Genomic DNA, 24,875 nt, shown 5'->3' with positions numbered 1-24,875 from the left:
GCGCATGCATTTGCCATTCATCTCAACAATGACTACTTACACTTGCTCGCGACGACGGCGGGCGATCATGCCAGTCACCGCCAAGCCCAGACTTAACATGGCATAAGTGCTGGCTTCAGGCACAGGCACGGTCACCATGGTGATCACCTGGCTGACCGGGTAGCCACTCATGGTGCCAATATCACCATAACCCGCTGCTGATGTACCTGTCATACACACGGCACCCATCATGCCGCCAGGCGCGCAGTCTGCATAAGCCAGCTTGTTAACTTGCGCTTGTGTCAACGTTGTTAATGGGCTGTCTGGCACAAAAATTAATGCATAAGCGTTGCCTGGGTTATTGGCCACCCGTGGAAAACCAGCGTACACGCCGCCGTTGGCAATGCCTGACTCTGGTGACCAGCCATTGCCACCCGCGCCGGTCCAAAAGGTACTGGTACTGTTATTTTTGAATGTCGCGGCAAAAGTACCGCCTAAGGTAGAGTCATACCAGGAAACCAACTGGTAATTCAGATTGAGCCAGGTCATATTGGCAGCATTGGTGCCGGTCATAGACTCGCTTAACTTGCCCGCCAAACTGGTGATGGTTTTAGTTGCTGAATCATAGCTAAATGACCCCTCAAAAATAGAGTTCTTAGGCTGCGTATCAGGCTCAAACCAGGTGGTTGTCACATTGTAAGTAGCCACGGCTGCAAATGCCGGTGAGGTCGCCAATGTGAGTAGACCCAAGGCTAATGTTTTTTTCAAAAAAGTCATTTTTCTTCTCCAAAGTTGACGGACAGAAGCACCATGCCCCTGTCCCGATTTAAAAACTTACTTGCTCACACGATTACGACGACGCACTTGCCACCCGAGCAAAGACAGGCCAGCCATCATCAACGCCATGTTTTCTGGCTCAGGTACAGCCGACACATTCAAGAGTGCGGTATAGCTAAAAGGGCCTGCCACGATGTTGGCGTTGTTGCCGCCAATCATGATGGTGTAATCACCGGCACCCAGCAGAAACTTGCCGGTCACAATATCCGTTGTGGTGGTCGCAGACCCTTTGTAGATAAAGCTGCTCAAGGCGGCATCGACACCCGCCGCATCACCGTCGCCGCCCATTTTCCAGTCGCCCAAAGCGTTCCAGACACCATTGGTATCGGCGGAAGTTTTGCCTGCCCCCAAATTGGCCTCTGCCCAGCTATTACGCCAGGCAACTGAGGCGACGGAACCATCGTGATCGGCACTGGTTTGTGTGCCTGGCCAGACGCCGCCAACACGCACAGCGCCCAGGCCTGCGTAAATAGAAAAAGCAGGCAGTAAATCTGCAGAAACCGCATCGACGGTCAAATCTACCCACGCTTCGTTTTGCAATGTGAAGCGGAATGCGCGTGCGCCATGACTGTCGCCCAGATTGCCACTGGCGGCATCGGCCCAGGCATAGTTGTTAGAAGCGGTGGTAGTGATACTGTTGCTGGCATCGGCAAGCCCAGAGAAGGTGCCGAAGTCGCGGCCTGTATAACTCAAATGCGCCCAGGCGCTTTGGGTTAAAGACAATAATGCAACAGCTAATAATGTTTTTTTCATAATGAACTTATCCTCAAATTAAATTTTTTATTGGTATGACATGCACACCATTTGCCGCCATGAATGGCGCGGCAAGCGGTGCAAGTATCAACGATCAGGCAGCAATGATTTGCCTGGTAGCCTGTTCTGGCTGCCAGCGAATCAATGCACTGATGTCACACGCGAAATAAGTGCACAACTTGCCCAAGTGCTCGGTGCATGCGTTGTAGGTAGGATTTTTAACCATGCGGTGCAAGGTCATGCGGCTGATGCCGGTAGATTCGGCCACTTCTTTGAGGGTGATGTGGCGTGCCCACTCCACCTGTTTGGCAAATATCATTGCCTGTAGGTTGATAATAATCATGTGATGACTCCATTGATGCCTGTGCAACAGGCATATGCTTAAGCCGTCAAAAAATTGACGGAGCTATAGTGAGCTTGGAGTCAGAGGGGGCGCGCGGCTGGTATGCGCAGTGGGGTAAAAGTTTGAAACAACAGGCGCTTGATATTCGCTTAAAGCGATATTAGCCTGGGCTTGCTGAAACAGGATATAGGGCGGGTTGTACGATGGCATCACCACATCATCCATCGCCATATGACAAAATGGGCAATGATTGAGATGGTGGCTTAATGAAACAGGTTTTTGTGAGGGCTGATAGTCGATTAGTGTGGCGCGTAGCTTGCCTTGCGTGGTGACCACCTGAATCACCAGCTTGCTGCCTTGCGAGGAGCATACCTCCTGCACAAAGGTTTTGCCGCTTTGCATCGGAAAAGCCAAACTCAAACTGGGGACAAGTGCTGCCAGCATGATTGCCATCAAGGCCATGCGTGCCATCCATTGTTGAAATCTGCCAGTTACCATGCCGCTATTCTAACGGTAATCCTTTAGAATAAACAACTCTTACCATTGATTCAGGACAAACCATGGCCGCATCCAGCCTGCTGGCATTACTCGATGACATCACCACCATGCTCGACGATGTGTCCGTCATGAGCCAGTTAGCCGCCAAAAAAACCGCAGGCGTGCTTGGTGACGACCTCGCACTCAATGCGCAACAGGTGACCGGCATTGCAGCACAGCGTGAATTGCCCGTAGTGTGGGCAGTAGCACGTGGCTCATTCATTAACAAGTTGATTCTGGTGCCTGCAGCGTTACTTATCAGCGCCTTTTTGCCGTGGCTGATTACGCCACTCCTGATGCTCGGCGGGGCTTTTTTGTGTTTTGAAGGCTTTGAAAAAGTCTGGCACAAGCTGCGCCATCACGCCAAAGAAGACACGCATACACAAGCCGTGCACGCGGCCATACAGCAACCACAGACCGACCTGGTTGCGCTGGAGCAGGAGAAAATAAAAGGCGCCGTACGCACCGACTTTATTTTATCGGCCGAGATTATCGTCATTGCATTAGGGGTGGTTGCCGACGCCGCACTCACGCAGCGTATTCTGGTGCTGTCTTTGATTGCCGTGGTCATGACCATAGGCGTGTATGGCCTGGTGGCATTTATTGTCAAAATGGATGACATCGGTTTGTGGCTGATGCAACGCCCAGGTGCACACCTGCTGTCGCAGGCCACGCGCAAAATTGGCTTGAAAATGGTGCAAGTGGTGCCTCACCTGATGCGTTTGCTGAGCGTGCTCGGCACCGCCGCCATGTTCCTGGTAGGCGGCGGCATCATCGCACATGGCATCCCGCCGTTACACGCGCTGGTTGAGCAATTTGCACAATGGTCGCTGCTCATCAATGCTGCAGTTGGCGTGCTGGCAGGCGCAGTGTGCGCTGGAATAATGCATATCGTGATGTTATTTATCGATAGGGACTAGTTTTTTTCTAACCCCTTGTTAGAATTGACAAAAAACAAGGGGGCTGCATGACACTTTCGCGTAAAGTTATTGTTGTTGCTGTATCTGTTTTACTCACTTGCCTGCTGGCCTCCCTCAACGCGACGCCTAAAACAGCGCTATGGCTGGACAACATCCACTGGTTGTCGACCATTACCGCCTGCCTGATTCTCGCCACCCTTGGTTATTTTCGTGCTAATCCTGCACATCGTGCCTGTAAACGCTGGTTTGTCGTCGGTGCCTTTGCCTACTTTACGGGCGGGGTATTGTGGATATGCCAGATACTGACGCATCAAACCACCTTTCCTGCGCAATCGGATCTTTTTTATCCCCTGCTCGGGCCATGCCTTATCATCGGCTTTATCACCGCCTTGCGCAGCCAGCTTTCACGTTCCAAAACCCTGGCGTTTACCATTGATGCCTTGTCATTCAGCATTGCCATCCTCGGCTATGTGCTGATTTCTTACTTACCTAAATCGGCCGATGTCAGCCTGTTGCAACTGGCAGTGCTTACTGCTTACCCAGCCAGCATGCTGAGTGCGGCACTGGTGTCGCTGCTACTGATTCCCTATTTAAGGCCAGCCTGGATGATGCCGTGGCTGTTATTGAGCGCCGGGCTCGCTTTGCTGGGCGTCTGCTGGATGCAATGGAACCTCAATGCGCTCAACCACAGCCCGCAAACCAGCCCTTGGGTCAACTATGGATTTTCTGCCGCCGACCTGCTGATTGGCAGTGGCCTGTATGGCTGGCAAGTACGTGTGGCCAAAAGAACCGCGTTTCACCGCCAATGCCGACGACTACGCAGCTGGATTCCGCTGATTGCCTTTGTGTTTAGCATCAGCACATTACTGCTGATCTGGTGGCAAAGCGGCCCTCACCCTTATGCTTATCATATTGCGATTGGCTCGGTGACGTCGATACTGATATTTTCAGCCGTCAGGCAAAGTATTTTATTGCGCGAGAGCGAGAAACTGCTACGGGCAGAAAAACGTCTGGTAGAAAAAGAGCTCGAATACCAGCAACTGTCACGCAGCGACCCGCTGACGCGCCTGCCTAACCGGCTCGCCATGCTCAACCTGCTTGAGCACGCCATTATTAACGCCGCCAGCGACAGCGGCATGGTGGCTTTGCTGATGATTGATTTAAAACATTTTCAAAGTATTAATGACAGTTTTGGCCACCATACTGGCGATCTATTTTTACTCGAAGTCGCCCAACGCCTGCAATACATCACCAATGACTGCGGCGAACTGGGCCGCGTGCATGGCGACAAGTTTGGCCTGATCGTGATCAAACACAAAACAGATGCCGAGTTGGTGCACCTAGCGCACAATTTATGCAAAATCGTGCATAAGCCAGTGCTGGCTGAGGGCCATGAACTGATACTGGATGCCTGTATCGGCATTAGCCTGTACCCGCGCGATGCCAACAATGCAGACCAGCTCGCTCGCCATGCCAATACCGCCCTGGCACAAGCCAAGCGCTCTAGCCAGCACCTGTATTTATTTTATTGTAAAGAGCAGACCAAGCTGGCGCAAAACCGTTTCCGGCTGGATGTGCAGCTACGCAAAGCGATTAAAAAACAGGAGTTTTTTTTACAGTTTCAACCTATTTTCAGTTTGGACAAGCAAGGCCAGCTGCGCGTGACCAACATTGAGGCGCTGATCCGCTGGCGCAATAACAAAGGCGATATTATTTCTCCGGCCGAATTTATCCCCTATGCCGAGCAATCTGGCCTGATTTTGCCCATCGGCGAATGGGTGCTGAGTGAAGCCTTTCATCACTTATCGGCATTGATACACAAGCGTGGTCACATAGTCGGGCTATCCATTAACATTTCCCCGCGCCAGTTCCGCGACCACAGCCTGCCCATGCGCATTAGCCAGCTCTTGCAGCAGTACGCCATTCCGGCCAGATATATCACGCTGGAGATCACCGAAAGTGCCGTATTTGAACATGAAGAGCAGGCACTGGACATTCTCAAGCAACTCAAAGCGCTAGGCGTGCGGGTGTCGCTGGATGATTTTGGCGTTGGCAACTCATCGTTGTTTAAACTAAAACACTTGCCGATTGATGAACTCAAGATTGACCGTGCGTTTATGGTCGATGTGCCAGACAGTTTGGCCGACAGTGAGATTGTCAGCACGATTGTGAAAACAGCAGGTATTTTGGGGATTTCGGTGGTGGTTGAGGGCATAGAAACGCAAGCCCAGCTAGACTTTTTACGTGACACCGGCTGCGACTGCATGCAGGGTTTCTTGCTCGGCAGGCCAATGCCGATAGAGGATATTGAGCGCTTGCTATCCACGGCGCAAAGCGCAGCGTCAGCCGCTAAAACAGAATTTTTAATGTAACCGTGATCTCGTTACCCACTGCCACGCCCAGCTGTTTACGCACATCCGCTTTTAAAAACAGGGCGTAGCGTTTACCCTCAAACGCCGGAAATATAGAGGTTTGCCACTGCTGGTTAGCTACGCTCACCGCGACTTTCACCGCGCCCCAACCTCGGCGCTTGGTTTGGTGATATTGGCTCAGCGTGTAAACTTCGTCCGACATCGAGGCAGGCAAGCTCACATAATGCCAAGTACTTTTACTGCCTAGCCACTGCTTAATCACATCACTAAACGTATAGTGCAATCCATCCATCATGACGCCTGAGCACCCAGCCGTTATGCACTAGGCTGTTTAAAACTATCCAGCATCAACAAGCCCACACCCACACAAATAGCGCTATCGGCCACATTAAATGCTGGCCAGGCCCATTGCTGATAATAAAACAGCAAAAAGTCGACCACATAACCCAACGTCAAACGGTCGTACAAATTACCCAAGGCGCCACCTAACACCAGCGCCAAGCCAAAGCAAAACAGTTTTTTTTGCGGATGCTTGAGCAGCAAATACACCATGACTACCGACGCCAGTGTAGACACCGCCGTAAAAAAGCCATGTTGCCAACCACCCGCATTGGCTAAAAAGCTAAATGCGGCACCAGTATTGTGGTAACGCACCAGCTCAAAAAAGCCGGTCACCGGCAGATGCTCACCATAAGCAAATGCCTGCTGAACCAGGTGCTTGGTGTAGAGGTCGAGCGCAATCACGATGGCACTCAACACCAGCCACGGCAACGCTGAACGCACACTATGCATGCTAAATTTAGGCATAGGTGCGTACTTCACCACTGCCAAACAGGTTACTTACGCAACGGCCGCAGATGCTTGGATGTTCGGCATTGGCACCAACATCGGCGCGATAATGCCAGCAACGGTCGCATTTCTGATGTGCGCTAGGTCGAACAAAAACCTTTTCTTCAAGTCGAGTAACCGCTTTGTAAACGTTTACTTTGGAAACAATATAAACAAACTTTAAATCATCCCCAATTCGCTCAAACATTTTCAATAGATTGTCATCATGCAAATAAATATCTAGCTCTGCTTGTAATGATGATCCAATAACACCTTCAGTGCGCTTATCTTCAATAGCCTTATTAATGTTCAGATTAAGAGCTGCCGGAGTTCTAGCCTTTCTTAATTCCGTCCACGTTTCAATAATATCGCTGTCTAAGCCATGCGCTGGTAAGCCATACCAGTCCTCTTCAAACACCGTCGCCACAGCATCCAGCCCTAATGTCTGCCAGATTTCGTCCGCAGTAAAGCTCAAAATCGGCGCCATCAGGCGCATCATGGCATGGGTGATATGGTACAAAGCACTTTGCGCGGCACGACGTGCATGCGAGCTTTCACCGCTGGTGTAGAGGCGGTCTTTGAGAATATCCAGGTAAAAACCACCTAAATCTTCCGAGCAAAAGCCGACGAATTTCTGCACCGCCAGATGAAACTCATATTTATCATAATCAGCCAGAATGCCGGTTTGCAATTGCTGGGTCAGATGCAGCGCATAGCGGTCAATTTCCAGCCACTGCTCAACTGGCAGCAAGTCTTTACTGGCATCAAAATCAGCCAGATTAGAGAGCAAAAAGCGCAAAGTATTGCGGATGCGGCGATAGCCATCAGCCACACGTTTCAAAATTTCGTCACTGATGGTCAGTTCGCCCGAATAGTCGGTCGACGCCACCCACAAGCGCAAAATGTCGGCACCATACGTGTCCATCACCTTTTGTGGCGCGACCACGTTGCCTTTAGACTTACTCATTTTGTGGCCAGCACCATCGACCACAAAACCATGCGTTAACAAGGCTTTATAAGGGGCGTTACCGTTCATCGCACAACCAGTCAACAAACTGGACTGGAACCAGCCACGGTGCTGGTCTGAGCCTTCCAGGTACAAATCGGCCACTGGTTGATGTTCAGCAACACGCAGCCTGGCCGCAGCGGACAAGCTCGGGTGTTGCTCAGAACGTACCACGGCATAATGTGTGGCACCTGAGTCAAACCACACATCTAATGTATCGGTGACTTTTTTATACTGCTCGGCATTCGCAGGCGCATGTTGCGCCAGAAACGCGTCGCCACTCAAACTAAACCAGGCCTCAATGCCTTGCAGCTCAACTTGTTTGCACACGGTTTCCAGCAATTGCATGGTATGTGGATGCGGCTCGCCGGTTTCTTTATGCACAAAGAACGGCATAGGCACGCCCCAGTTACGCTGACGCGACACGCACCAGTCCGGGCGGTTTTTAATCATGGCTTCCAGGCGGGCACGGCCCCAGCTCGGGAAAAACTGCGTCGCGTCCACGGCGGTATTCGCCTGCTCACGCAAGGCTTTGCCCTCTTTGCCAACCGTGTTCATACCGATAAACCACTGGTGCGTCGCCAATTGCATCAGCGGCGTTTTATGGCGCCAGCAATGCGGAAAGCTGTGGTTTAAACGTGCGGAGGCAAGCAACGCGCCATTTTCCTGCAATTTAGCCAGAATGATTTTATTGGCATCCTGACGGCTCAAGCCACGAATCTCGGCCAATTCAACCAGTTCGCTGCTAAAGAACTTACCATCGCCACCTATGAGCACACGCGGTTTCTCGTTAGGAAAGTTAGCACGCATCACCAACCAGTCATCGTTACCGTGCGCGGCAGCGGTGTGCACCAGGCCAGTACCGGCATCGGTGGTCACGTGGTCGCCAGTGATCACAGGCACCAGGCGGTCATCAAACGGGTGTTGCAATTGCAAACCGCGCAGGGCGTCGCCCTTACAACTGGCAATCACAGAAGTGTTTTCTTCTGCATATCTGGCCAATGTTTTTTCTGCCAAGTCACGCACCAATATCAGCAAACCCTTGCTGGTCTGGATCAAGTCATATTCGAGCTCTGCATTGACGCTAACCGCCTGATTAGCAGGCAATGTCCACGGGGTCGTGGTCCAGATCACGGCATATGCATCGCCGATCACGGATGTACCAAACGCGTGGCTCAACGCCGCGTTATCTACCACTTTAAAACCAACATCAATCGCAGGTGAGTTAACGTCCTCATACTCAACTTCGGCCTCAGCCAAGGCAGAGCCGCAGTCCACACACCAATGCACCGGCTTGGAGCCCTGGTATAAATAGCCGTTTTGATAGATTTCACCCAAGGCGCGCATAATGTCGGCCTCGGTATTAAACGCCATGGTCAAGTAAGGATGATCCCAATCACCCAGCACACCCAAGCGGATAAAATCTTTTTTCTGTTTTTCTACCTGCTCGGCGGCATAAGCACGACACAACTCGCGAAACTTGGCCGGGTCTATATTCTTGCCGTGGTTTTTCTCCACCACTAACTCAATCGGTAAGCCGTGGCAATCCCAGCCCGGTACATAAGGCGCGTCAAAACCACTCATGGTTTTGGCCTTGATGATAATGTCTTTAAGGATTTTATTCACCGCGTGACCAATGTGAATATCGCCGTTGGCATACGGCGGGCCGTCATGCAGGATAAAGCTTGGCGCACCTTTGCGCTTGGCGCGAATGCGCTCGTAAACCTTGCGTTCTTGCCAGCTTTTTAACCAGGCCGGCTCACGCTTGGACAAATCGCCGCGCATCGGAAAGCTGGTTTCAGGTAAATTCAGCGTGTATTTTGAATCTTTGGTTTGGTCAGTCATTTAAAAAATCCAATTATTTAGCCGCAGATAAACGCAGATGCCCGCAGATACATGCCGCCTACTAATAATAGTGGAAGCAGCTTATCTGCGTTTATCCGCGTATATCTGCGGCGAAGTATTGTTTTGCCTGCAAGGCATCCAGCGCAATCTGCGCTTTCAATGCATCCAGCCCGGCAAACTTTTGTTCGTCGCGCAGTTTATGAAAAAACTGCACATGCACATGCTGATCGTAAAGATCACCATTAAAATCAAACACATGCACTTCAAGCTTGAGTTTGGGGATACCTTCCAAGGTCGGCCGATTGCCCAAATTGGCAACGGCCAGTAAATTGTTCAATTTTACCGCATAAACCCCGGTCAGTGCAGGCCGTTCGTGGCGCATATGCACATTGGCAGTAGGGAAGCCAAGCTGGCGCCCAAGTTTGGCACCGTGTACCACTTTGCCGCTAATGCTGTACGGTCGCCCGAGCAAGGTGTGCGCCTTAATCAACTCACCTGCCGCCAGCGCATTACGCAGCAACGTGCTGGAAACGCGCTCGCCGTGTAATTGCACTTCCGGCAGCGGAATCACGTTAAAACCGTGTTCAATCAGCGTTTGCACACTGCCTGCGCGCTTGGCACCAAAACAGAAGTCTTCACCGACCATGACCACATTGGCATTGAGTTGCTGGCGCAGCACTTGCATAAACGTGGCTGGGCTCTGTGCGGCAAACGCATGATTAAAGCGCTGCACGTAGACATGCTGCACGCCGCACTCAGCAAAATATTCCAGCTTTTCGCGCATAGAGGCCAAACGCGCAGGGGCATTCTGCGGCATAAAAAACTCGCGCGGGTGCGGTTCAAATGTCATTACCGCCGGTGTGATTTTGTAGGTTTGCGTGAACGCGATCAGTTGCCGCAGCAAGGCCTGGTGCCCTAAATGCATGCCATCAAAATTACCAATCGCAATCGCTTGTGGCGGTGAGTGTTGTGGAATATGACGAAATATCTGCATTATTTGGCCACCCGTTTCATGAAGTCTTTAGGTCGAAAGCCTAATAAGCCGAGGGCGGCAAAATACACACTCATGCCCAGCACCACCACCCCTGCCAGATGCAACAAGCGGGTCAATGTCGGCATGGCCAGCCAATCTCCAGACCAGGTGGCTGCCGCGAATAACACCATTGCCATCACCGTCACGGCGGCTAATAGCTTAAGCAAAAAGGCGATCCAGCCAGCTTGCGGCTGATAGGCGCCTGTTTTTTGCAAGGTCACCCAGAGCAAAGTCGCATTCAGGCAAGCGCCCAACCCCACAGCCAGCGCCAATCCGGCATGCTGTAAAGACGTAAACATTAAAAAACCCACATTCATCACTTGCGTCATCACCAGCGTGAAAATAGCAATTTTGACCGGCGTTTTCACGTTTTGACGCGCATAAAAGCCCGGCGCCAGCACTTTTACCATAATCAGGCCTAGCAGGCTCAGGCTATAAGCAATCAGTGCGCGTTCGGTTTGCAGCACGTCCATAGAGGTAAATTTACCGTAATAAAACAGGCTGGCAACTAAAGGTTTGGAGAGCACCGCCATCGCCACCGCAGCTGGAATCGCCAGCATAAACGTCAGCCGCAAGCCCCAATCTAACAACAATGAAAACTCGGCGCTAGATTTATCAACATGCGCTTTAGATAAGCTCGGCAGCAAAATTGTGCCCAACGCGACGCCTAGCACGCCAGTCGGAAACTCCATCAGGCGATCAGCGTAATAGAGCCAGGACACACTGCCAGTGGGCATAAAAGAGGCAAAAATATTATTGAGCACAATTGAAATCTGCGCCACAGACACGCCAAAAATGGCCGGGCCCATTAACTTGAGAATACGGCGCACGCCTTCGTCTTCAACGTTAATGGCATAACGCGGCAACATGCCTATTTTTTGCAAATAAGGCAATTGATACAGCAATTGAATAATGCCGCCAACAAACACGGCCCAAGCCAGCACATAGACTGAGTTGTTAAAATGTGGCGCAACAAAAATGGCCGCCGTGATAAAACTCAAGTTGAGCCAGACCGGGGTAAACGCAGGCACCTGAAATTTGCTAAACGCATTGAGCACGCCGCCAGCCATTGAGACCAGCGAAATAAACAATATATAAGGAAAGGTAATACGCAACAGCTCAGTGGTGAGCGCAAACTTGGCCGGATCATGCACAAAGCCGGGCGAGGTCACACGCACAATCAGCGGCGCTGCCAACATACCGAGAATAGTGATCGCCACCAAAAACAAGCCCAACAAGCTGGCCACATGGTTAATCAAGGCTTTAGTTGCCTCGGGCGTACGCTGTTTGCGGTATTCAGACAAGATTGGCACGAAGGCCTGGCTAAACGCACCCTCGCCTGAAATGCGGCGCAACAGATTAGGGATTTTAAACGCAACGAAAAAGGCATCGGTGGCCACCCCTGCCCCAAAAATACGGGCAATCAGTGTGTCACGCACAAAGCCCAACAGGCGCGAAATAAACGTCATGCCACCAACGGTGGCGAGTGCTTTGAGCAAATTCATAAATGATGGAAAATAGGCGCCTTAAATGTTATTGGCAGTGCATCGCTCACAGCTTACTGCGAGGCAGATTAAAAAGTTGGCCGATTTTACCATGCAGCAACAATCAATCGACTAAATGCGTTTTTAATCTTGCAAAAACAAAGCAAAAACAGTATGATGCACGGTTTCGTATCACACCCCTTTTGAAAGCTACAGGATAAACGAATATGGCAAATACCGCACAAGCGCGCAAACGCGCGCGCCAATCCGTCAAAGTAAACGCGCACAACGCTGCGTTACGTTCAACTTTGCGTACTGCGATTAAAAAAGTAATCAAAGCGATTCAAACTGGTGACAAAGCTGCTGCTGTAGCTTCTTACCAAGAAAATGTTAGCGTGATTGATCGTATCGCTGACAAAAAAATCATTCATAAAAACAAAGCTGCTCGTCATAAGAGCCGCTTGACTGCTGCTATCAAAGCATTGTCCGGTGAAGTATCTGCGACTTTGGCTTCTGTGAAAAAAGCAGCTGCACCGAAAGCCGAAGCGGCACCAGCTAAAAAAGCTGCCAAGCCTCGCGCGAAAAAAGCTGCTGAATAATTTCAGTAGGGGTGCATACTAAAAGAACCGGACGCATGTCCGGTTTTTTTATTGCCTGATCGCCCAGCAATCCACTGACAACTCACGTAAAAAAGCCCGGACATACCGGGCTTTTTTAATGACAAGCTAGCTACTCACCAATATGCAACTCGCTGCGCGCCACTTTGGCAACATTGAGTACTTCTTGCGCCTCTTCACCGATCACCGTGAAATGGCCCATTTTGCGCGCCTTGCGCGGCTCATGCTTGCCATACAAGTGCATTTTGAGGTTGCCATGTGCGAAAGCTTTATCCCAGGCGGGTTCAGCCTGCTTGCCGCTATACAGCCAGCTATCGCCCAGAATATTCACCATCACTGCATTGCTATGTAAACGCGGGCTGCCCAATGCCTGGCCGGTAATCACGCGCACCTGCTGCTCAAACTGGTTGGTCACGCAAGCATCAAGGGTGTAATGGCCGGAGTTATGCGGACGCGGTGCAATTTCGTTGATCAGCAACTGGTTACCGACGACAAAAAACTCTACGCCCATCACGCCCACATAATTAAGGCTGGTCGCCAGTTTTTTTGCAAGTTCTTGCGCATTGGCTTTAATCACTTCAGAACAACGTGCTGGGGCAATGCTTATATCTAGAATACCGTTCAAATGGCTATTTTCGGCGGTTGGGAAAGCGGCAATATTGCCGTGCACATCACGCGCCAGTACCACGGAGACTTCCAGGTCCAGCGGCAGCATTTTTTCCAGCACGCAGACTTCTTGCTTAAAGCCCTGAAAAGCAGCAACAGCTTGCTCACGATTTGCGACCCGCGCCTGACCTTTGCCATCGTAGCCAAAACGCGCCACTTTCAGTACGGCCGGATACATGTCGCCATCTTCCGGCAAATCAGCTTCAACAGTCACCGGCACAAATGGGCCAACCGGCAAACCAGACGCTTTGAAAAAAGTTTTTTCTTTAATTCGATGTTGCGCAATAGCTACGGCATCGGCACTGGGGTGCACGACGGTAGATTGCGCCAACGTGGCCAGCGTTGCGGCGGGCACGTTTTCAAATTCAGTTGAAATCGCCTGGCAGGTTTCGGCCATGGTTTTTAAAGCATCTGCATCGTCAAACGCAGCGCATAAATGCACATCGGCAATCATACCGGCCGGGCTGTTTTTATCCGGGTCGAGCACCGTGACTTTGTAGCCCATTTCGTGGGCAGCAATCACGAAAAAACGGCCAAGCTGGCCGCCGCCCAGCATCCCCAGCATTGCGGAAGGTTGAATCACGGATGCTGTCATGGTTGCTCGCTCAAGACCATTGCATGTACTTTTTCGGCCTGTTTCTGGCGGAAAGTGGTCAGCTTGGCAGCCAAACCAGCATCCTGATTAGCTAATACGGCCACCGCAAATAAACCGGCATTGGCGGCACCAGCATCGCCAATCGCAAACGTGGCCACCGGAATACCCTTAGGCATTTGCACAATAGACAGCAAGGAGTCTTGCCCTTGCAGATGTTTGGACGGCACAGGCACTCCCAACACTGGCAATGTGGTCTTTGCGGCCACCATGCCCGGTAAGTGCGCAGCCCCGCCCGCACCAGCAATAATCACCTGAAACCCGTTTGCAACGGCAGATTCAGCAAACTCGAACATCAGGTCTGGCGTACGGTGCGCAGACACTACGCGCGCCTCGTAAGCAACACCAAAATCTGCCAGCATTTGTGCGGCGTTTTTCATGACCGGCCAATCGCTGTCCGACCCCATAATAATGGCTACCAAAGGTTTACTCATCACGTTGCCTTGTCACTCTCTTCGTCTTGTTGGCAATTAAACCAATACCAGGTTATCCCTGTGTATCAACTCTTTTTCTTCCACATAGCCCAGCACTTGTTCAATCTCATTACTGGGTTTACGCTTGATTCTGCGCACTTCATTGGCATTGTAATTGACAATGCCACGCGCCCACTCTTTACCTTGTGCATCCACACAGGCCACCACGTCACCGCGCTCAAACTGGCCCAGCACGTCGACCACGCCAATAGGCAATAAACTTTTGCCGTCTTTACTCAACACATTGACGGCGCCATCATCTAGCACCAGCTTACCGCCGACACGTAAATGATCGGCCAGCCATTGCTTTTTGGCCAGTGTTTTCATTTGCCCGGCTTGTAAATGGGTGCCGATGGCTTCGCCCTGACTTAAGCGCAGCAGCACCTCGGCCTCACGGCCAGAAGCAATCACGGTATGCGCGCCACTGTTGGCAGCACGCTTAGCGGCTAAAATTTTGGTGAGCATGCCGCCAGTGCCTACCGCACTGCCTGCGCCACCCGCCATGCTTTCCAATGCAGGATTGCCAGCGGTTTCAAAGTTAACAAATACGGCATGCGGATCTTTACGTGGATCAGCCGAATACAAGCCTTGCTGGTCAGTGAGAATAATCAGCGCATCGGCCTCGATCAGGTTAGCGACCAGCGCAGCCAAGGTGTCGTTATCACCAAAGCGAATCTCTTCAGTGACCACGGTGTCATTTTCATTGATGATAGGGATCACGTTTAAATCGAGCAAGGTACGCAAGGTGCTACGCGCATTCAGATAGCGCTTGCGGTCAGCCAGGTCTTCATGTGTGAGCAGCAACTGGGCCGTGTGCAAGCCGTGCTGTGCAAAGCATTGTTCATACATTTGCACCAGGCCCATTTGCCCCACCGCTGCGGCTGCCTGCAACTCATTCACCTCTACCGGGCGCTTTTTCCAGCCCAGGCGTTGCATGCCTTCGGCCACCGCACCACTAGAGACCAGCACCACTTGCTTGCCCTGCTTGACCAGTGCACTGATTTGCTGCGCCCAGGCGGCTATCGCCGTTTTATCCAGGCCCTGGCCATTATTAGTGACTAGGCTGGAACCGACCTTTACAATCAGGGTTTTGCTGTTTTGTATGAGTGAAACGCCCATAAAGCTTATTCTGTCGCTGGTTGCGGCTGTGCTTCTTCTAGCTCACGTTGCGCACGTGATTGCTCAATATGATCCATGATGGCGTAGGTTAAGGTCTGGCAGCCGACACCGCTAATTGCAGAAATCGGAAACACCGGACCTTCCCAGCCATAGGCTTTCACAAACTCGGCCACTTTTTGCGCACTGTCTGGCAGCATGTCAATCTTGTTCAGCACCAGCCAGCGCGGTTTATCGTAGAGTTCCTGGTCGTATTTTTTCAGTTCATTAACGATGGCTTTAGCTTCCTGGACCGGGTCAACAGCGTCGTCAAACGGCGCCAGGTCGACCAAATGCAACAACAAAGAAGTCCGTTGCAAATGACGCAAGAATTGGTGACCCAACCCAGCGCCTTCAGCTGCGCCTTCGATCAGGCCAGGCACATCGGCAATCACAAAGCTACGATTGCTGTCGACACGGACCACGCCCAAATTAGGATGCAGCGTAGTAAATGGATAATCAGCCACTTTGGGTTTTGCTGCAGAAACTGAGCGTATAAAGGTGGATTTACCCGCGTTTGGCATCCCCAGCAAACCAACATCCGCCAGGACTTTTAACTCAAGATACAGCTCAAAAGCTTCACCCGGGTCACCTTTGGTACATTGGCGTGGAGAACGGTTGGTACTGGTTTTAAAGTGGATATTACCCAGGCCGCCATTGCCGCCTTTGGCCATCATCACTTGCTGGCCATCGGTATTCAAGTCCACCATCATTTGCCCGGTGGCTTTATCGCTAATGGTGGTACCCACAGGCACACGCAAGATCATGTCGTCGCCACCCTTGCCGTAGCAGTCTGACCCGCTACCGTTTTCACCACGCTGCGCCTTGAAGGTGCGCGTATAGCGGTAATCCACCAGCGTATTGATATTGCGATCAGCAAGCACCAGAATAGAACCACCACGACCACCGTCACCGCCGTTGGGGCCGCCCATAGGCTCATATTTTTCACGGCGGAAAGTGGCAACACCGTTACCGCCGTCACCGGCATAAACTTTGATAGTCGCTTCGTCAATAAACTTCATGTTCAATTTGCCTTTTTAAGCGCAATGCCCTCAAAAGAAGGAGTGTCAGGTTACGTGGTGCGCAACAGCCGCATGTACTGATGGCACATTTCGGGGGTTACGCGCCGTGCGCCTTGCACTGCATCTTAAAAATTTAAAATCGCCTGTTCAGGCAAGCGCCATCACAGACAATCATACAAGGCTACAATCTAATCACTATAAAGTAAAAAGCCCCGTCAAGCGACAGGGCTTTTTACACAAAACGATGATTAAACCGCTTCGATGCTCACGGTATGGCGCTTTAAGGCACCTTTAATAGCAAATTTAACTTTGCCTTCTACCAATGCAAACAGCGTGTGGTCTTTACCCATGCCAACGTTTTCGCCAGCGTGCATTTTAGTCCCACGTTGGCGAACGATAATGCTGCCAGCGTTAACAACTGTTTCACCGAAAGCTTTAACGCCCAGGCGTTTGGCTTGTGAGTCGCGGCCGTTACGTGAACTACCGCCTGCTTTTTTGTGTGCCATGTTTGATTCCTTATTCTAGCAATCTGCCTTATTCAAGCAGAGCGTGCTTATTTTGCTGAAATAGTTTCGATTTTAATTTCCGTGTAGCTCTGACGATGACCTTGAGTCTTGCGGTAGTGCTTACGACGACGCATTTTAAAAATCATCACCTTGTCACCACGGCCGTGTGATACCACAGTGGCGTTCACTTTCGCACCAGCTACCAAAGGTGCACCAACTGTAGTTGTTTCACCATCAGCAATCATCAACACTTTGTCGATCACCACTGTTGAGCCAACGTCACCAGCCAATTTCTCAACTTTCACCTTGTCACCAGCGGCTACTTTGTACTGTTTGCCACCTGTTTTAATCACTGCGTACATATAATGCCTTAAAAAATCGCCTTTTAAAGAACCGGCAATTATACGCAATTTATTCAAGAATGCAAATATATTTGTACCTGTTTTTAACAGTGATTGTGCCGACCCGACGCGCGGCTCACTTTACTGCCCAGTGGGCTATTTTACAGCTTGTCGCCAAGGCCGGATACTGCCATTGGTGTAATACCGATAAACAGCAAACACACACGCCAGCAACTCAGGAGAAAGCTGGGCATCGTCACCTGCTGCCGTGCGTAACGACGCCACCCGGTAAAGCGGTTGCATTTCAATATTATTAAGCGAACTCAGGGGCTGAAAATGCACGCATGCCAGCAAAATACCCTGCTGCAACAACTGCACATTAAACATATCAGCCACCGTCAGCTCCAGGGTCTGCCCGTCTGGCAGACTCAGCGCATACTGTTTTTTATTGTGTTGCGTCACGCTGTTCACCGCGGACGTCAGCATGTCAGACACAAGCATGACCACTCTCTATTGTATAAAAGAGTACAGCTTATCGCCGACAAGCATTGCATAACAGCTTCAGTTTAGATTAAATTAACCATATCAGATGACGCATTTAATGACAGCGGGGCTACTTGTGAAGAAATACGAAATCATCGCCGAAGAAATCGCCAGCGCCATCCAGCAAGGCCTGCTCAAGCGCGGCGACAAGCTGCCCTCTATCCGCCAGATACAATCCAGCAAGCAGGTGAACGCGTCTACCGTGTTTCAGGCTTATTACCTGCTCGAAGCGCGCGGCCTGATTGTAACGCGCCCACGCTCGGGCTACTACGTTGCCGGCCCCTTGCGTAGCGAGCGCCTGCTGCCACATGCGGCAAGCGATGACGGCACGCCGACCACGCTGCAAGTCAGTGACCTGGTGTTCAATTTACTTGAACGCATTAAAGACCCGCAACAGATCCCATTCGGCTCGGCTTTTCCCAGCCCGCTGTTGTTTCCGCTGTCAAAACTGGCAGACCATATGGCCAGCGCCGTGCGCCGCATGCAACCACAAGAAACAGTGAGTGACATTGGCCAGGGCGATCTCGCCCTCAGGCGGCAAATTGCCTTGCGTTACCAGTTGGATGGCAAGCAAACCGACCCGAATGACATTGTGATTACCAATGGCGCGCTGGAGGCACTTAATCTGTGCCTGGCCGCTGTCACCCAGCCTGGCGACAGCGTGATTATCGAGTCGCCCAGTTTTTACGCCGCCCTGCAAGCGATAGAGCGCATGGGGTTGCGTGCGATTGAAGTCCCTAGCCACCCGGAACAAGGCATAGATTTAGCGGCGTTGGAGCGTGCGATTATTCAGCACCAGCCCAAAGCGTGCTGGCTGATGACCAACTTTCAAAACCCCACTGGCAGCCTGATGCCCGCAGAAAAAAAGCAGGCGTTGGTTGCGCTCATCACGCGCTACCAATTGCCGATGATAGAAGATGATGTCTATCGCGAATTGTACTTTGGCCAGCAGCGGCCATTGCCTGCCAACACCTGGGATGATGATGGCTGGGTCATGCATTGCAGTTCGTTTTCAAAAGCACTGGCACCGGGTTACCGGGTAGGCTGGGTCTCTGCCGGACGTTTTACCGAAAAAATTACCCGTTTAAAAATCTCCACCACCTTGGCGACCTCTATTCCAGCCCAACTGGCGCTGGCGAGCTACCTGGCAAAAGGCGGCTACGACAAACACTTGCGCCAGTTGCGGCACCAACTCATGTTGCAGCAACTGCAATTCTCACAAGCCATTCACCAGCACCTGCCGCCACAAGTGCGCTTTACCTTACCGCAAGGCGGCTATTTTTTATGGCTGCAACTGCCTGCACAACAAGATAGTTTGCACCTGTTTCAACAGGCGATTGCCCAAAATATCAGTCTGGCGCCCGGCCATATGTTTTCGTCACAGCAGCAATACGCGGGCTATATCAGGCTCAACTACGGCCACGCCATTAACACGGTGCATCTGCAGGCGATTGAGCGTTTGGGGCGCCTAATGAAATCAAGCACTCAGCCACCCATCTGATATGGTTTTTTAATCACAAACTGAATCTGTTTTAAATTAGCCACCTCTTTTACACTGCGCTCGTCTTATTTATATTGAGCGCGTTTATGACCTCTTCACGCAGTAAACAGGTGATTCCAATTGTGGCAGCCCCCGTCGGCGAGCAAACCATCTCGCTTTATCAAAAAACGCCCAAGGTCTACCCGCGCTCTGTGAGCGGCTACTTTAAAAACTGGCGCTGGCTCATGATCTGGCTGACCCAATTGGTGTTTTACGGCATGCCCTGGCTGCAATATGGCGGGCGCCAGGCGCTATTACTCGATATTGATGCACACCGTTTTTATCTATTTAGCCTGGTGATATTTCCGCAAGATTTGTTTTACCTGGCTTTATTGCTGATTATTTGCGCCTTGGGTCTGTTTTTATTTACCGCTGTGGCTGGCCGCCTCTGGTGTGGTTTCTCTTGCCCGCAATCGGTGTATACCGAGATTTTTTTGTGGATGGAGCGCCGTATAGAAGGTGACCGCATGGCCAGGCAAAAACTCGATAGCCAACCCTGGGGCGCACGCAAAACCGGCATAAAAGTGAGCAAGCACTCCGCCTGGCTGGCTTTTTCACTGCTCACAGGCTTTACCTTTGTCGGTTATTTCACGCCTATACGCGAGTTGTTTAGTGAGATGCAACAGTGGCAAATGGGCGGCTGGTCATGCTTTTGGCTCGGCTTTTACGGCCTGGCCACTTATGGCAACGCCGGCTTTCTGCGCGAGCAGGTTTGCAAACACATGTGCCCCTATGCGCGCTTTCAAAGTGCAATGTTTGACAACCACACGTTGATTGTGGCCTATGACAGCGCACGTGGTGAGCCGCGTGGCAGCCGCAGCAAAGGGCAAGACTACCAATCGCAAGGCCTGGGCGCATGTATTGATTGCAACATCTGCGTACAGGTTTGCCCGGTAGGGATTGATATTCGCAATGGCTTGCAATATGAATGTATCAGTTGCGGCTTGTGCATAGACGCCTGTAATGACGTGATGGACAAAATGCACTATCCGCGCGACCTGATCCGTTTTTCTGCAGCAGGCCTTAGCGGCCAGCACAAGCTCAGCCAGCACTTGTTGCGGCCACGCGTATTAATCTATAGCGGGTTGTTTGTATTGATGATGGGGTGGTTAGGCTACGGCCTATTGCATAAGCCTGATTTCAAGGTCGACATCATGCGTGACCGCAACATTATGTACCGCGAAACCGGCCATGGCATTGAAAACCCTTACCAACTGCACCTCACCAATGCCACCGAGCACAATCAGCGCTACCAGGTGCGTGCCAGCGGCATAGACGGCTTGCGCGTGGAAAGTGAGCAGATACTCACGGCAGCCCCTACCGAAGAAGTATTGGTGCCTTTGAGCCTGTCACTCCCGGCGAGTGACCTGCAAGGCAGCCATCGCATTCAGATCGAGGTCACCGCACTTTCCAATGGAGAGAAAGTGTCAACCAACAGCACCTTCTACCTGCCCTGACACCCTACCCCTTACCCGTGTACGCGGCTGGTAATAACTTTCCTAACCAGCCAGATCCAGTACACGGGTCTTTTTGTGTGCCAGCATTTTCAACAGTAACTTGTAGCTATCGAGGTCAAATTTAAGGGCTGTTTTTTGTGCTCGCAACGCCTGCAAGCTGTCATCATCCACCGCCACGCCTAAATACACCCAGTGCTCAAACACGTGAATCTGGCGCAGGTCATGTTCCAGGTTGTATTCTTCTATGCCTATTTTGCCGCGGTATGGCCAGGCTTTGAGTTTATGTGCCATCAAGGCTTGCTGCACACGCAGGGCATGCATTTCGGCCGACTCTTGCCCGCAACACACGCCTTTGCAACGTTTGAGTTGATAAGCAAAACATGGCCCGTCGCGATCGGCTTCCAGCCCCAGCACTTTGACGCACAAGTGGCTCAGGTCAGCGATTTTGCGCAAGGTTTCAACCGCCTGCCGTTTGCTTCTAAAGGTGCCAAACAACTGCGCCATTTGGCTAGGGTCAATGTCATCTTCATGCACCAGCTTAAGCAGGGGCTGCGCCTCAGGCTCAATTTGCCAGCTACATAATGAACGCTCACGGCGCAACTGACGGTTATAAATAGGTTGCAGCTCTTTAACCAGGCGCGACTCCAGCAACAAGGCACTAAACTCCCCCGCAGCCGGCATCCATTCAAAGCGTTTCATTTCCTGCGTCATGCGCATTTCTTTGCTCGACGCATGGTCACGACTAAAATGCGAGAGCACGCGTGCGCGCAGATTGATGCTTTTACCGACATATAGCGGCAACGCATTTTCGCCATAAAACAGGTAAACGCCTGGTGCCTCTGGCAGCTCACCCACCAGGCTGGCATCAATATGCGGCGGCAAGGTAGGTGCGGCCATTAGCTTTAACGCCGCAGCCTGTACCACCGCTTCGCCCAAGTCACGTTTGGCATCACCCAGCATCACTAAAATCGCCTCCACATCACCCATGGCGCGGTGACGTGCCAGACCAGTGATCTGGTGACGCGCGATAATCGCGTCAATGCCGTGGCTAAAATGTTGCGGGTATAACAGGCGCGACAACTTGACCGTACACAATACTTTTTGGCGCAAAGTAATATTGAGGCGCTTAAATTCAGACTTTAAAAAACCATGGTCGAAGCGCACATTGTGTGCGGCGAGCACCGAGCCTTCCAGTAAGGCCAGCAGTTTATCGGCCACCTCAGCAAATAAAGGCGCATCAGCCACCATGGCATTGTTAATGCCGGTGAGCGATTGAATAAAAGGCGGAATCGGTTGCTGAGGATTGACCAGCGTTTGCCAACGCACCGTCTCTACACCGTTATCGAAGCGCACCAGCGCAATTTCGGTAATACGGTCTCGTAAAGGCGTTGCCCCGGTGGTTTCGAGGTCAAGAAAAGTAACGGAAGGCAACATCACGCAAAAGGCTTTCTACTGCACATCAAATTGGCGGGAAAACCTGACCATTTTAGCGCACTTTTATCTATTCACCGCCGCCACTCACGCAGGCACATTTTAGGCAAAAACTTAGGAGCAAACATTGACGCCGGAGGCAGGCTGACCGGTCAAATCACCCTTAAACAGCCCGATATCATATGTTATGTCTCATATCTTATACAAAACCAGTGTTTCTCCTACAAAACAGCTATAGACACCCACCCCGATTGATGCTGTAATGCCCTGTGATTCATATTAATGACAATATAATTTTTTACGCTCATGCCTAACTTATACCTTGAAAACCAATTGTGCTTTTCGCTCTACTCGGCAACGCATGCGTTGTTGCGCTCTTACAAGCCTGATCTGGACAAATTAAATCTGACCTATCCGCAATATCTGGTCTTGGTCGCACTCTGGCAATACAAGCAATTGTCGATCAAACAAATCGCCGAAAAACTAATGCTGGAGCCAGCCACGATTACGCCAGTGGTGAAACGCCTGGAAGTTAAAAAGCTGACCAAACGCACACGTCAAAAAGATGATGAGCGTGTAGTGATTGTGAGCCTGACTGAAGAAGGCCAAGCGTTGCGCAGCAAACTGTCTGATGTACAAAAACGCGTTGCCTGTGATACCGGGCTTAACAACACGGCCTTTGACACCCTGAATCAAACGCTGAATACGCTGACCAAAAATGTGACGGCTAAAATTCCTGACTAGCGATGCCTCGAGTCGCTCACGCTGATGAGTGATTACTCACCCAACCAGCCGTCAATAACGATCACCATTAAACCAGCCTAGACAAAAGAAACTGCGCTTGTGCGTTTCTTTTGTCATCGGGTCGTGTCCCAGTTAAAAACAGATCAAGTTAAAACAGGTGTGTAAACAGCCAATATAAACTGCCTGATAGCACCATCGCCATCGGCAATGTCAGCACCCAGGCCATCAGCAGGTTACGGATGGTCGACATTTGCAAGCCTGACTTATTGGCGGCCATCGTGCCTGCCACGCCTGATGATAAAACATGGGTGGTCGACACCGGTAAACCGTACATATCCGCTGCGCCTATCATGGTCATGGCAACCAATTCAGCCGAGGCGCCCTGGCCGTAAGTCAGGTGCGTTTTGCCGATTTTTTCACCTACTGTGACCACAATGCGCTTCCAGCCCACCATGGTGCCGAGGCCAAGAGCAATGGCGACGGCCACTTTTACCCAGAGCGGAATAAATTTGGTGGCGCGGTCAATTTCTTTTTTAAAGGCGGTCACGTTTGCTTTGGTATCACCGTCAAATTTAACACTGTCGTCTTTATCCAGAAAACGAATGGCTTCAGACACCAGATACATATCATTACGCACGTTACCGACTTGTTCTACAGGGACTTCGGCAAAGGTGCCATGTGACTTCACCTGCTCACCAATACTACCGGTCATGGCCGCTAATGCAGGCACCACTTGCGGCGTGACGGTTTTGGTGCGCACATAGTCTGTGAGCACGTGGCGGGCCGCTTCGTTAGTGGCAGGTAGCGTTAAACTTGTGTTGTGCACCAGCGATTGCTGCGTCACCTGCGCCACCGCCACAAACTGCGTCATTTGGTCAGCGGGCATCGCGCGGTTCAAGGCATACGCCATAGGCACCGTGCCCACCAGAATCAGCATAATCAACCCCATGCCTTTTTGGCCATCATTGGAGCCATGCGCAAATGACACGCCAGTACAGGTCAAAATCAGCAAACCACGAATCCACAGCGGGGGTGGCTTATTGCCTTTGGGTTCTTGATACAGCTCTTTGCTTTTAACAAATGCTTTGAGCGCGAGCAGTAATAGCGCGGCACAGAAAAAACCAATCAAAGGGGAAAGCAATAGTGAATAGCCGATTTTGGTCGCCTGCGCCCAATCTACACCGCTGGTGCCATCACGTCCATGCATCAGCGCATTGGCCACACCAACACCAATAATCGAGCCAATCAAGGTATGCGATGAAGATGCAGGCAGGCCCAGCAGCCAGGTGCCCAAGTTCCACATGATGGCGGCAATGAGCAATGCAAACACCATGGCAAACCCCGCACCAGAGCCCACTTGCAAAATTAGCTCCACCGGCAACAAAGAAATAATGCCAAAAGCCACTGCGCCGCTAGACACTAGCACACCCAGAAAGTTAAACGTCCCTGACCAGATCACCGCGAAGTTAGCAGGCAATGAGTGGGTATAAATGACGGTGGCGACCGCATTCGCCGTATCATGAAAACCGTTCACAAACTCAAAGGCGAGCGCAATCACCAATGCCACACCAAGTAATATAAATGGCAGCCAGGTGGTCGTTTGCGCGCCGGTATCTGTAACGTCATGCATCAGGCTAAAGCCGGTATACACCAAGCCAAGCAGCAATAAGCCCACAAAAATTGCCATGGTGAGCGCACCGGCTTTTTTATCGAGATTAGGCTTAGAGGAGGACGCGCTATGTAACAGCGTCGATTGACTAGCCGCTGAAGTATCCATTTAACTGCTCCAGA

24 protein-coding genes are annotated in these 24,875 nt (G+C 51.3%); 6 read left to right on the top strand and 18 right to left on the bottom strand.

Features of this window, described 5'->3' with window-relative positions; translation table 11 throughout:
• Positions 1-36: 36 nt before the first annotated feature.
• From METH5_RS0108990 to METH5_RS0108975, 4 genes are all read right to left on the bottom strand, one after another.
• Complete coding sequence (locus METH5_RS0108990) at positions 37-756, bottom strand: PEP-CTERM sorting domain-containing protein (RefSeq protein ID WP_029148190.1); 720 nt, start codon at positions 754-756, stop codon at positions 37-39.
• A gap of 57 nt (positions 757-813) precedes the next feature.
• Positions 814-1,569 carry an FxDxF family PEP-CTERM protein gene (locus METH5_RS0108985; protein ID WP_036307754.1) on the bottom strand — a complete coding sequence of 252 codons (756 nt, stop codon included), beginning with the start codon at positions 1,567-1,569 and terminating at the stop codon, positions 814-816.
• 94 nt (positions 1,570-1,663) lie between these two features.
• Positions 1,664-1,912, bottom strand: a complete 249-nt coding sequence (locus METH5_RS0108980; RefSeq protein WP_029148188.1) for a helix-turn-helix transcriptional regulator — start codon at positions 1,910-1,912, stop codon at positions 1,664-1,666.
• A 63-nt stretch (positions 1,913-1,975) separates the two neighbouring features.
• A complete protein-coding gene (locus METH5_RS0108975; RefSeq protein WP_232410997.1) occupies positions 1,976-2,410 on the bottom strand; it encodes a DUF2946 domain-containing protein in 435 nt (144 codons plus the stop codon).
• Positions 2,411-2,472: 62 nt separating this feature from the next.
• On the opposite strand from METH5_RS0108975, the gene METH5_RS0108970 reads away from it, so the two are divergent.
• Positions 2,473-3,369 carry a DUF808 domain-containing protein gene (locus tag METH5_RS0108970; RefSeq protein WP_029148186.1) on the top strand — a complete coding sequence of 299 codons (897 nt, stop codon included), beginning with the start codon at positions 2,473-2,475 and terminating at the stop codon, positions 3,367-3,369.
• A 47-nt stretch (positions 3,370-3,416) separates the two neighbouring features.
• A complete protein-coding gene (locus METH5_RS0108965; protein ID WP_232410996.1) occupies positions 3,417-5,741 on the top strand; it encodes a bifunctional diguanylate cyclase/phosphodiesterase in 2,325 nt (774 codons plus the stop codon).
• Here METH5_RS0108965 and METH5_RS0108960 read toward each other — a convergent pair.
• The 5 genes from METH5_RS0108960 to murJ all read right to left on the bottom strand — a co-directional run bounded on the left by METH5_RS0108960 (position 5,719) and on the right by murJ (position 11,958).
• Complete coding sequence (locus METH5_RS0108960; RefSeq protein ID WP_029148184.1) at positions 5,719-6,036, bottom strand: DUF1905 domain-containing protein; 318 nt, start codon at positions 6,034-6,036, stop codon at positions 5,719-5,721. The two genes, METH5_RS0108965 and METH5_RS0108960, sit on opposite strands and share 23 nt — an antisense overlap.
• A 20-nt stretch (positions 6,037-6,056) precedes the next feature.
• On the bottom strand, positions 6,057-6,533 hold the full coding sequence (gene lspA / locus METH5_RS0108955) for a signal peptidase II (protein WP_029148183.1): 477 nt from the start codon (positions 6,531-6,533) through the stop codon (positions 6,057-6,059).
• Between the two features lie 7 nt (positions 6,534-6,540).
• Positions 6,541-9,420, bottom strand: coding sequence for an isoleucine--tRNA ligase (gene ileS / locus METH5_RS0108950; RefSeq protein WP_029148182.1), 2,880 nt, complete (start codon positions 9,418-9,420; stop codon positions 6,541-6,543).
• Between the two features lie 91 nt (positions 9,421-9,511).
• Positions 9,512-10,414: a bifunctional riboflavin kinase/FAD synthetase gene (locus tag METH5_RS0108945; RefSeq protein ID WP_029148181.1), complete on the bottom strand. Its 903-nt coding sequence runs from the start codon at positions 10,412-10,414 to the stop codon at positions 9,512-9,514.
• Positions 10,414-11,958, bottom strand: a complete 1,545-nt coding sequence (murJ, locus tag METH5_RS0108940; protein WP_029148180.1) for a murein biosynthesis integral membrane protein MurJ — start codon at positions 11,956-11,958, stop codon at positions 10,414-10,416. The genes METH5_RS0108945 and murJ overlap by 1 nt, the downstream gene beginning before the upstream one ends.
• Before the next feature lie 206 nt (positions 11,959-12,164).
• Between murJ and rpsT the strand changes: the two genes are divergently transcribed.
• Positions 12,165-12,536, top strand: a complete 372-nt coding sequence (gene rpsT / locus METH5_RS14885; RefSeq protein ID WP_081726724.1) for a 30S ribosomal protein S20 — start codon at positions 12,165-12,167, stop codon at positions 12,534-12,536.
• Between the two features lie 130 nt (positions 12,537-12,666).
• Here the strand turns inward: rpsT and METH5_RS0108925 are convergent, their stop codons facing one another.
• From METH5_RS0108925 to METH5_RS0108895, 7 genes are all read right to left on the bottom strand, one after another.
• Positions 12,667-13,815 (bottom strand): 5-(carboxyamino)imidazole ribonucleotide synthase, encoded by a 1,149-nt coding sequence (locus METH5_RS0108925; RefSeq protein WP_029148179.1) that lies wholly within the window; start codon positions 13,813-13,815, stop codon positions 12,667-12,669.
• Complete coding sequence (purE, locus tag METH5_RS0108920) at positions 13,812-14,306, bottom strand: 5-(carboxyamino)imidazole ribonucleotide mutase (RefSeq protein ID WP_029148178.1); 495 nt, start codon at positions 14,304-14,306, stop codon at positions 13,812-13,814. The genes METH5_RS0108925 and purE overlap by 4 nt, the downstream gene beginning before the upstream one ends.
• A 36-nt stretch (positions 14,307-14,342) precedes the next feature.
• On the bottom strand, positions 14,343-15,464 hold the full coding sequence (proB, locus tag METH5_RS0108915; protein ID WP_029148177.1) for a glutamate 5-kinase: 1,122 nt from the start codon (positions 15,462-15,464) through the stop codon (positions 14,343-14,345).
• A 5-nt stretch (positions 15,465-15,469) separates the two neighbouring features.
• Positions 15,470-16,522 carry an Obg family GTPase CgtA gene (gene cgtA, locus METH5_RS0108910; RefSeq protein ID WP_029148176.1) on the bottom strand — a complete coding sequence of 351 codons (1,053 nt, stop codon included), beginning with the start codon at positions 16,520-16,522 and terminating at the stop codon, positions 15,470-15,472.
• 248 nt (positions 16,523-16,770) lie between these two features.
• Positions 16,771-17,028 (bottom strand): 50S ribosomal protein L27, encoded by a 258-nt coding sequence (rpmA, locus tag METH5_RS0108905; RefSeq protein WP_029148175.1) that lies wholly within the window; start codon positions 17,026-17,028, stop codon positions 16,771-16,773.
• A gap of 47 nt (positions 17,029-17,075) precedes the next feature.
• Entirely contained in the window at positions 17,076-17,390 is a 315-nt protein-coding gene (rplU, locus tag METH5_RS0108900; RefSeq protein WP_029148174.1) for a 50S ribosomal protein L21, read from the bottom strand.
• A 135-nt stretch (positions 17,391-17,525) separates the two neighbouring features.
• Positions 17,526-17,870, bottom strand: a complete 345-nt coding sequence (locus METH5_RS0108895) for a hypothetical protein (RefSeq protein WP_029148173.1) — start codon at positions 17,868-17,870, stop codon at positions 17,526-17,528.
• A 118-nt stretch (positions 17,871-17,988) separates the two neighbouring features.
• Between METH5_RS0108895 and METH5_RS0108890 the strand changes: the two genes are divergently transcribed.
• The gene (locus tag METH5_RS0108890; protein ID WP_029148172.1) at positions 17,989-19,413 is read left to right on the top strand and encodes a PLP-dependent aminotransferase family protein; all 1,425 of its coding nucleotides are present in this window, start codon (positions 17,989-17,991) and stop codon (positions 19,411-19,413) included.
• Positions 19,414-19,499: 86 nt separating this feature from the next.
• Positions 19,500-20,909, top strand: coding sequence for a cytochrome c oxidase accessory protein CcoG (gene ccoG, locus METH5_RS0108885; protein WP_029148171.1), 1,410 nt, complete (start codon positions 19,500-19,502; stop codon positions 20,907-20,909).
• A gap of 42 nt (positions 20,910-20,951) precedes the next feature.
• On the opposite strand, the gene METH5_RS0108880 is transcribed toward ccoG, so the two are convergent.
• Positions 20,952-22,343, bottom strand: coding sequence for a 3'-5' exonuclease family protein (locus tag METH5_RS0108880; RefSeq protein ID WP_029148170.1), 1,392 nt, complete (start codon positions 22,341-22,343; stop codon positions 20,952-20,954).
• Positions 22,344-22,646: 303 nt separating this feature from the next.
• Between METH5_RS0108880 and METH5_RS0108875 the strand changes: the two genes are divergently transcribed.
• The gene (locus METH5_RS0108875; RefSeq protein WP_029148169.1) at positions 22,647-23,084 is read left to right on the top strand and encodes a MarR family winged helix-turn-helix transcriptional regulator; all 438 of its coding nucleotides are present in this window, start codon (positions 22,647-22,649) and stop codon (positions 23,082-23,084) included.
• A 148-nt stretch (positions 23,085-23,232) separates the two neighbouring features.
• Here the strand turns inward: METH5_RS0108875 and METH5_RS0108870 are convergent, their stop codons facing one another.
• A complete protein-coding gene (locus METH5_RS0108870; protein ID WP_029148168.1) occupies positions 23,233-24,861 on the bottom strand; it encodes an inorganic phosphate transporter in 1,629 nt (542 codons plus the stop codon).
• Positions 24,862-24,875 lie beyond the last annotated feature (14 nt).

This window comes from Methylophilus sp. 5, assembly GCF_000515275.1.
GTDB lineage: Bacteria > Pseudomonadota > Gammaproteobacteria > Burkholderiales > Methylophilaceae > Methylophilus.
The sequence above is the reverse complement of the archived record's forward strand: the minus strand, read 5'-3'. Positions and strand labels throughout refer to the sequence as shown.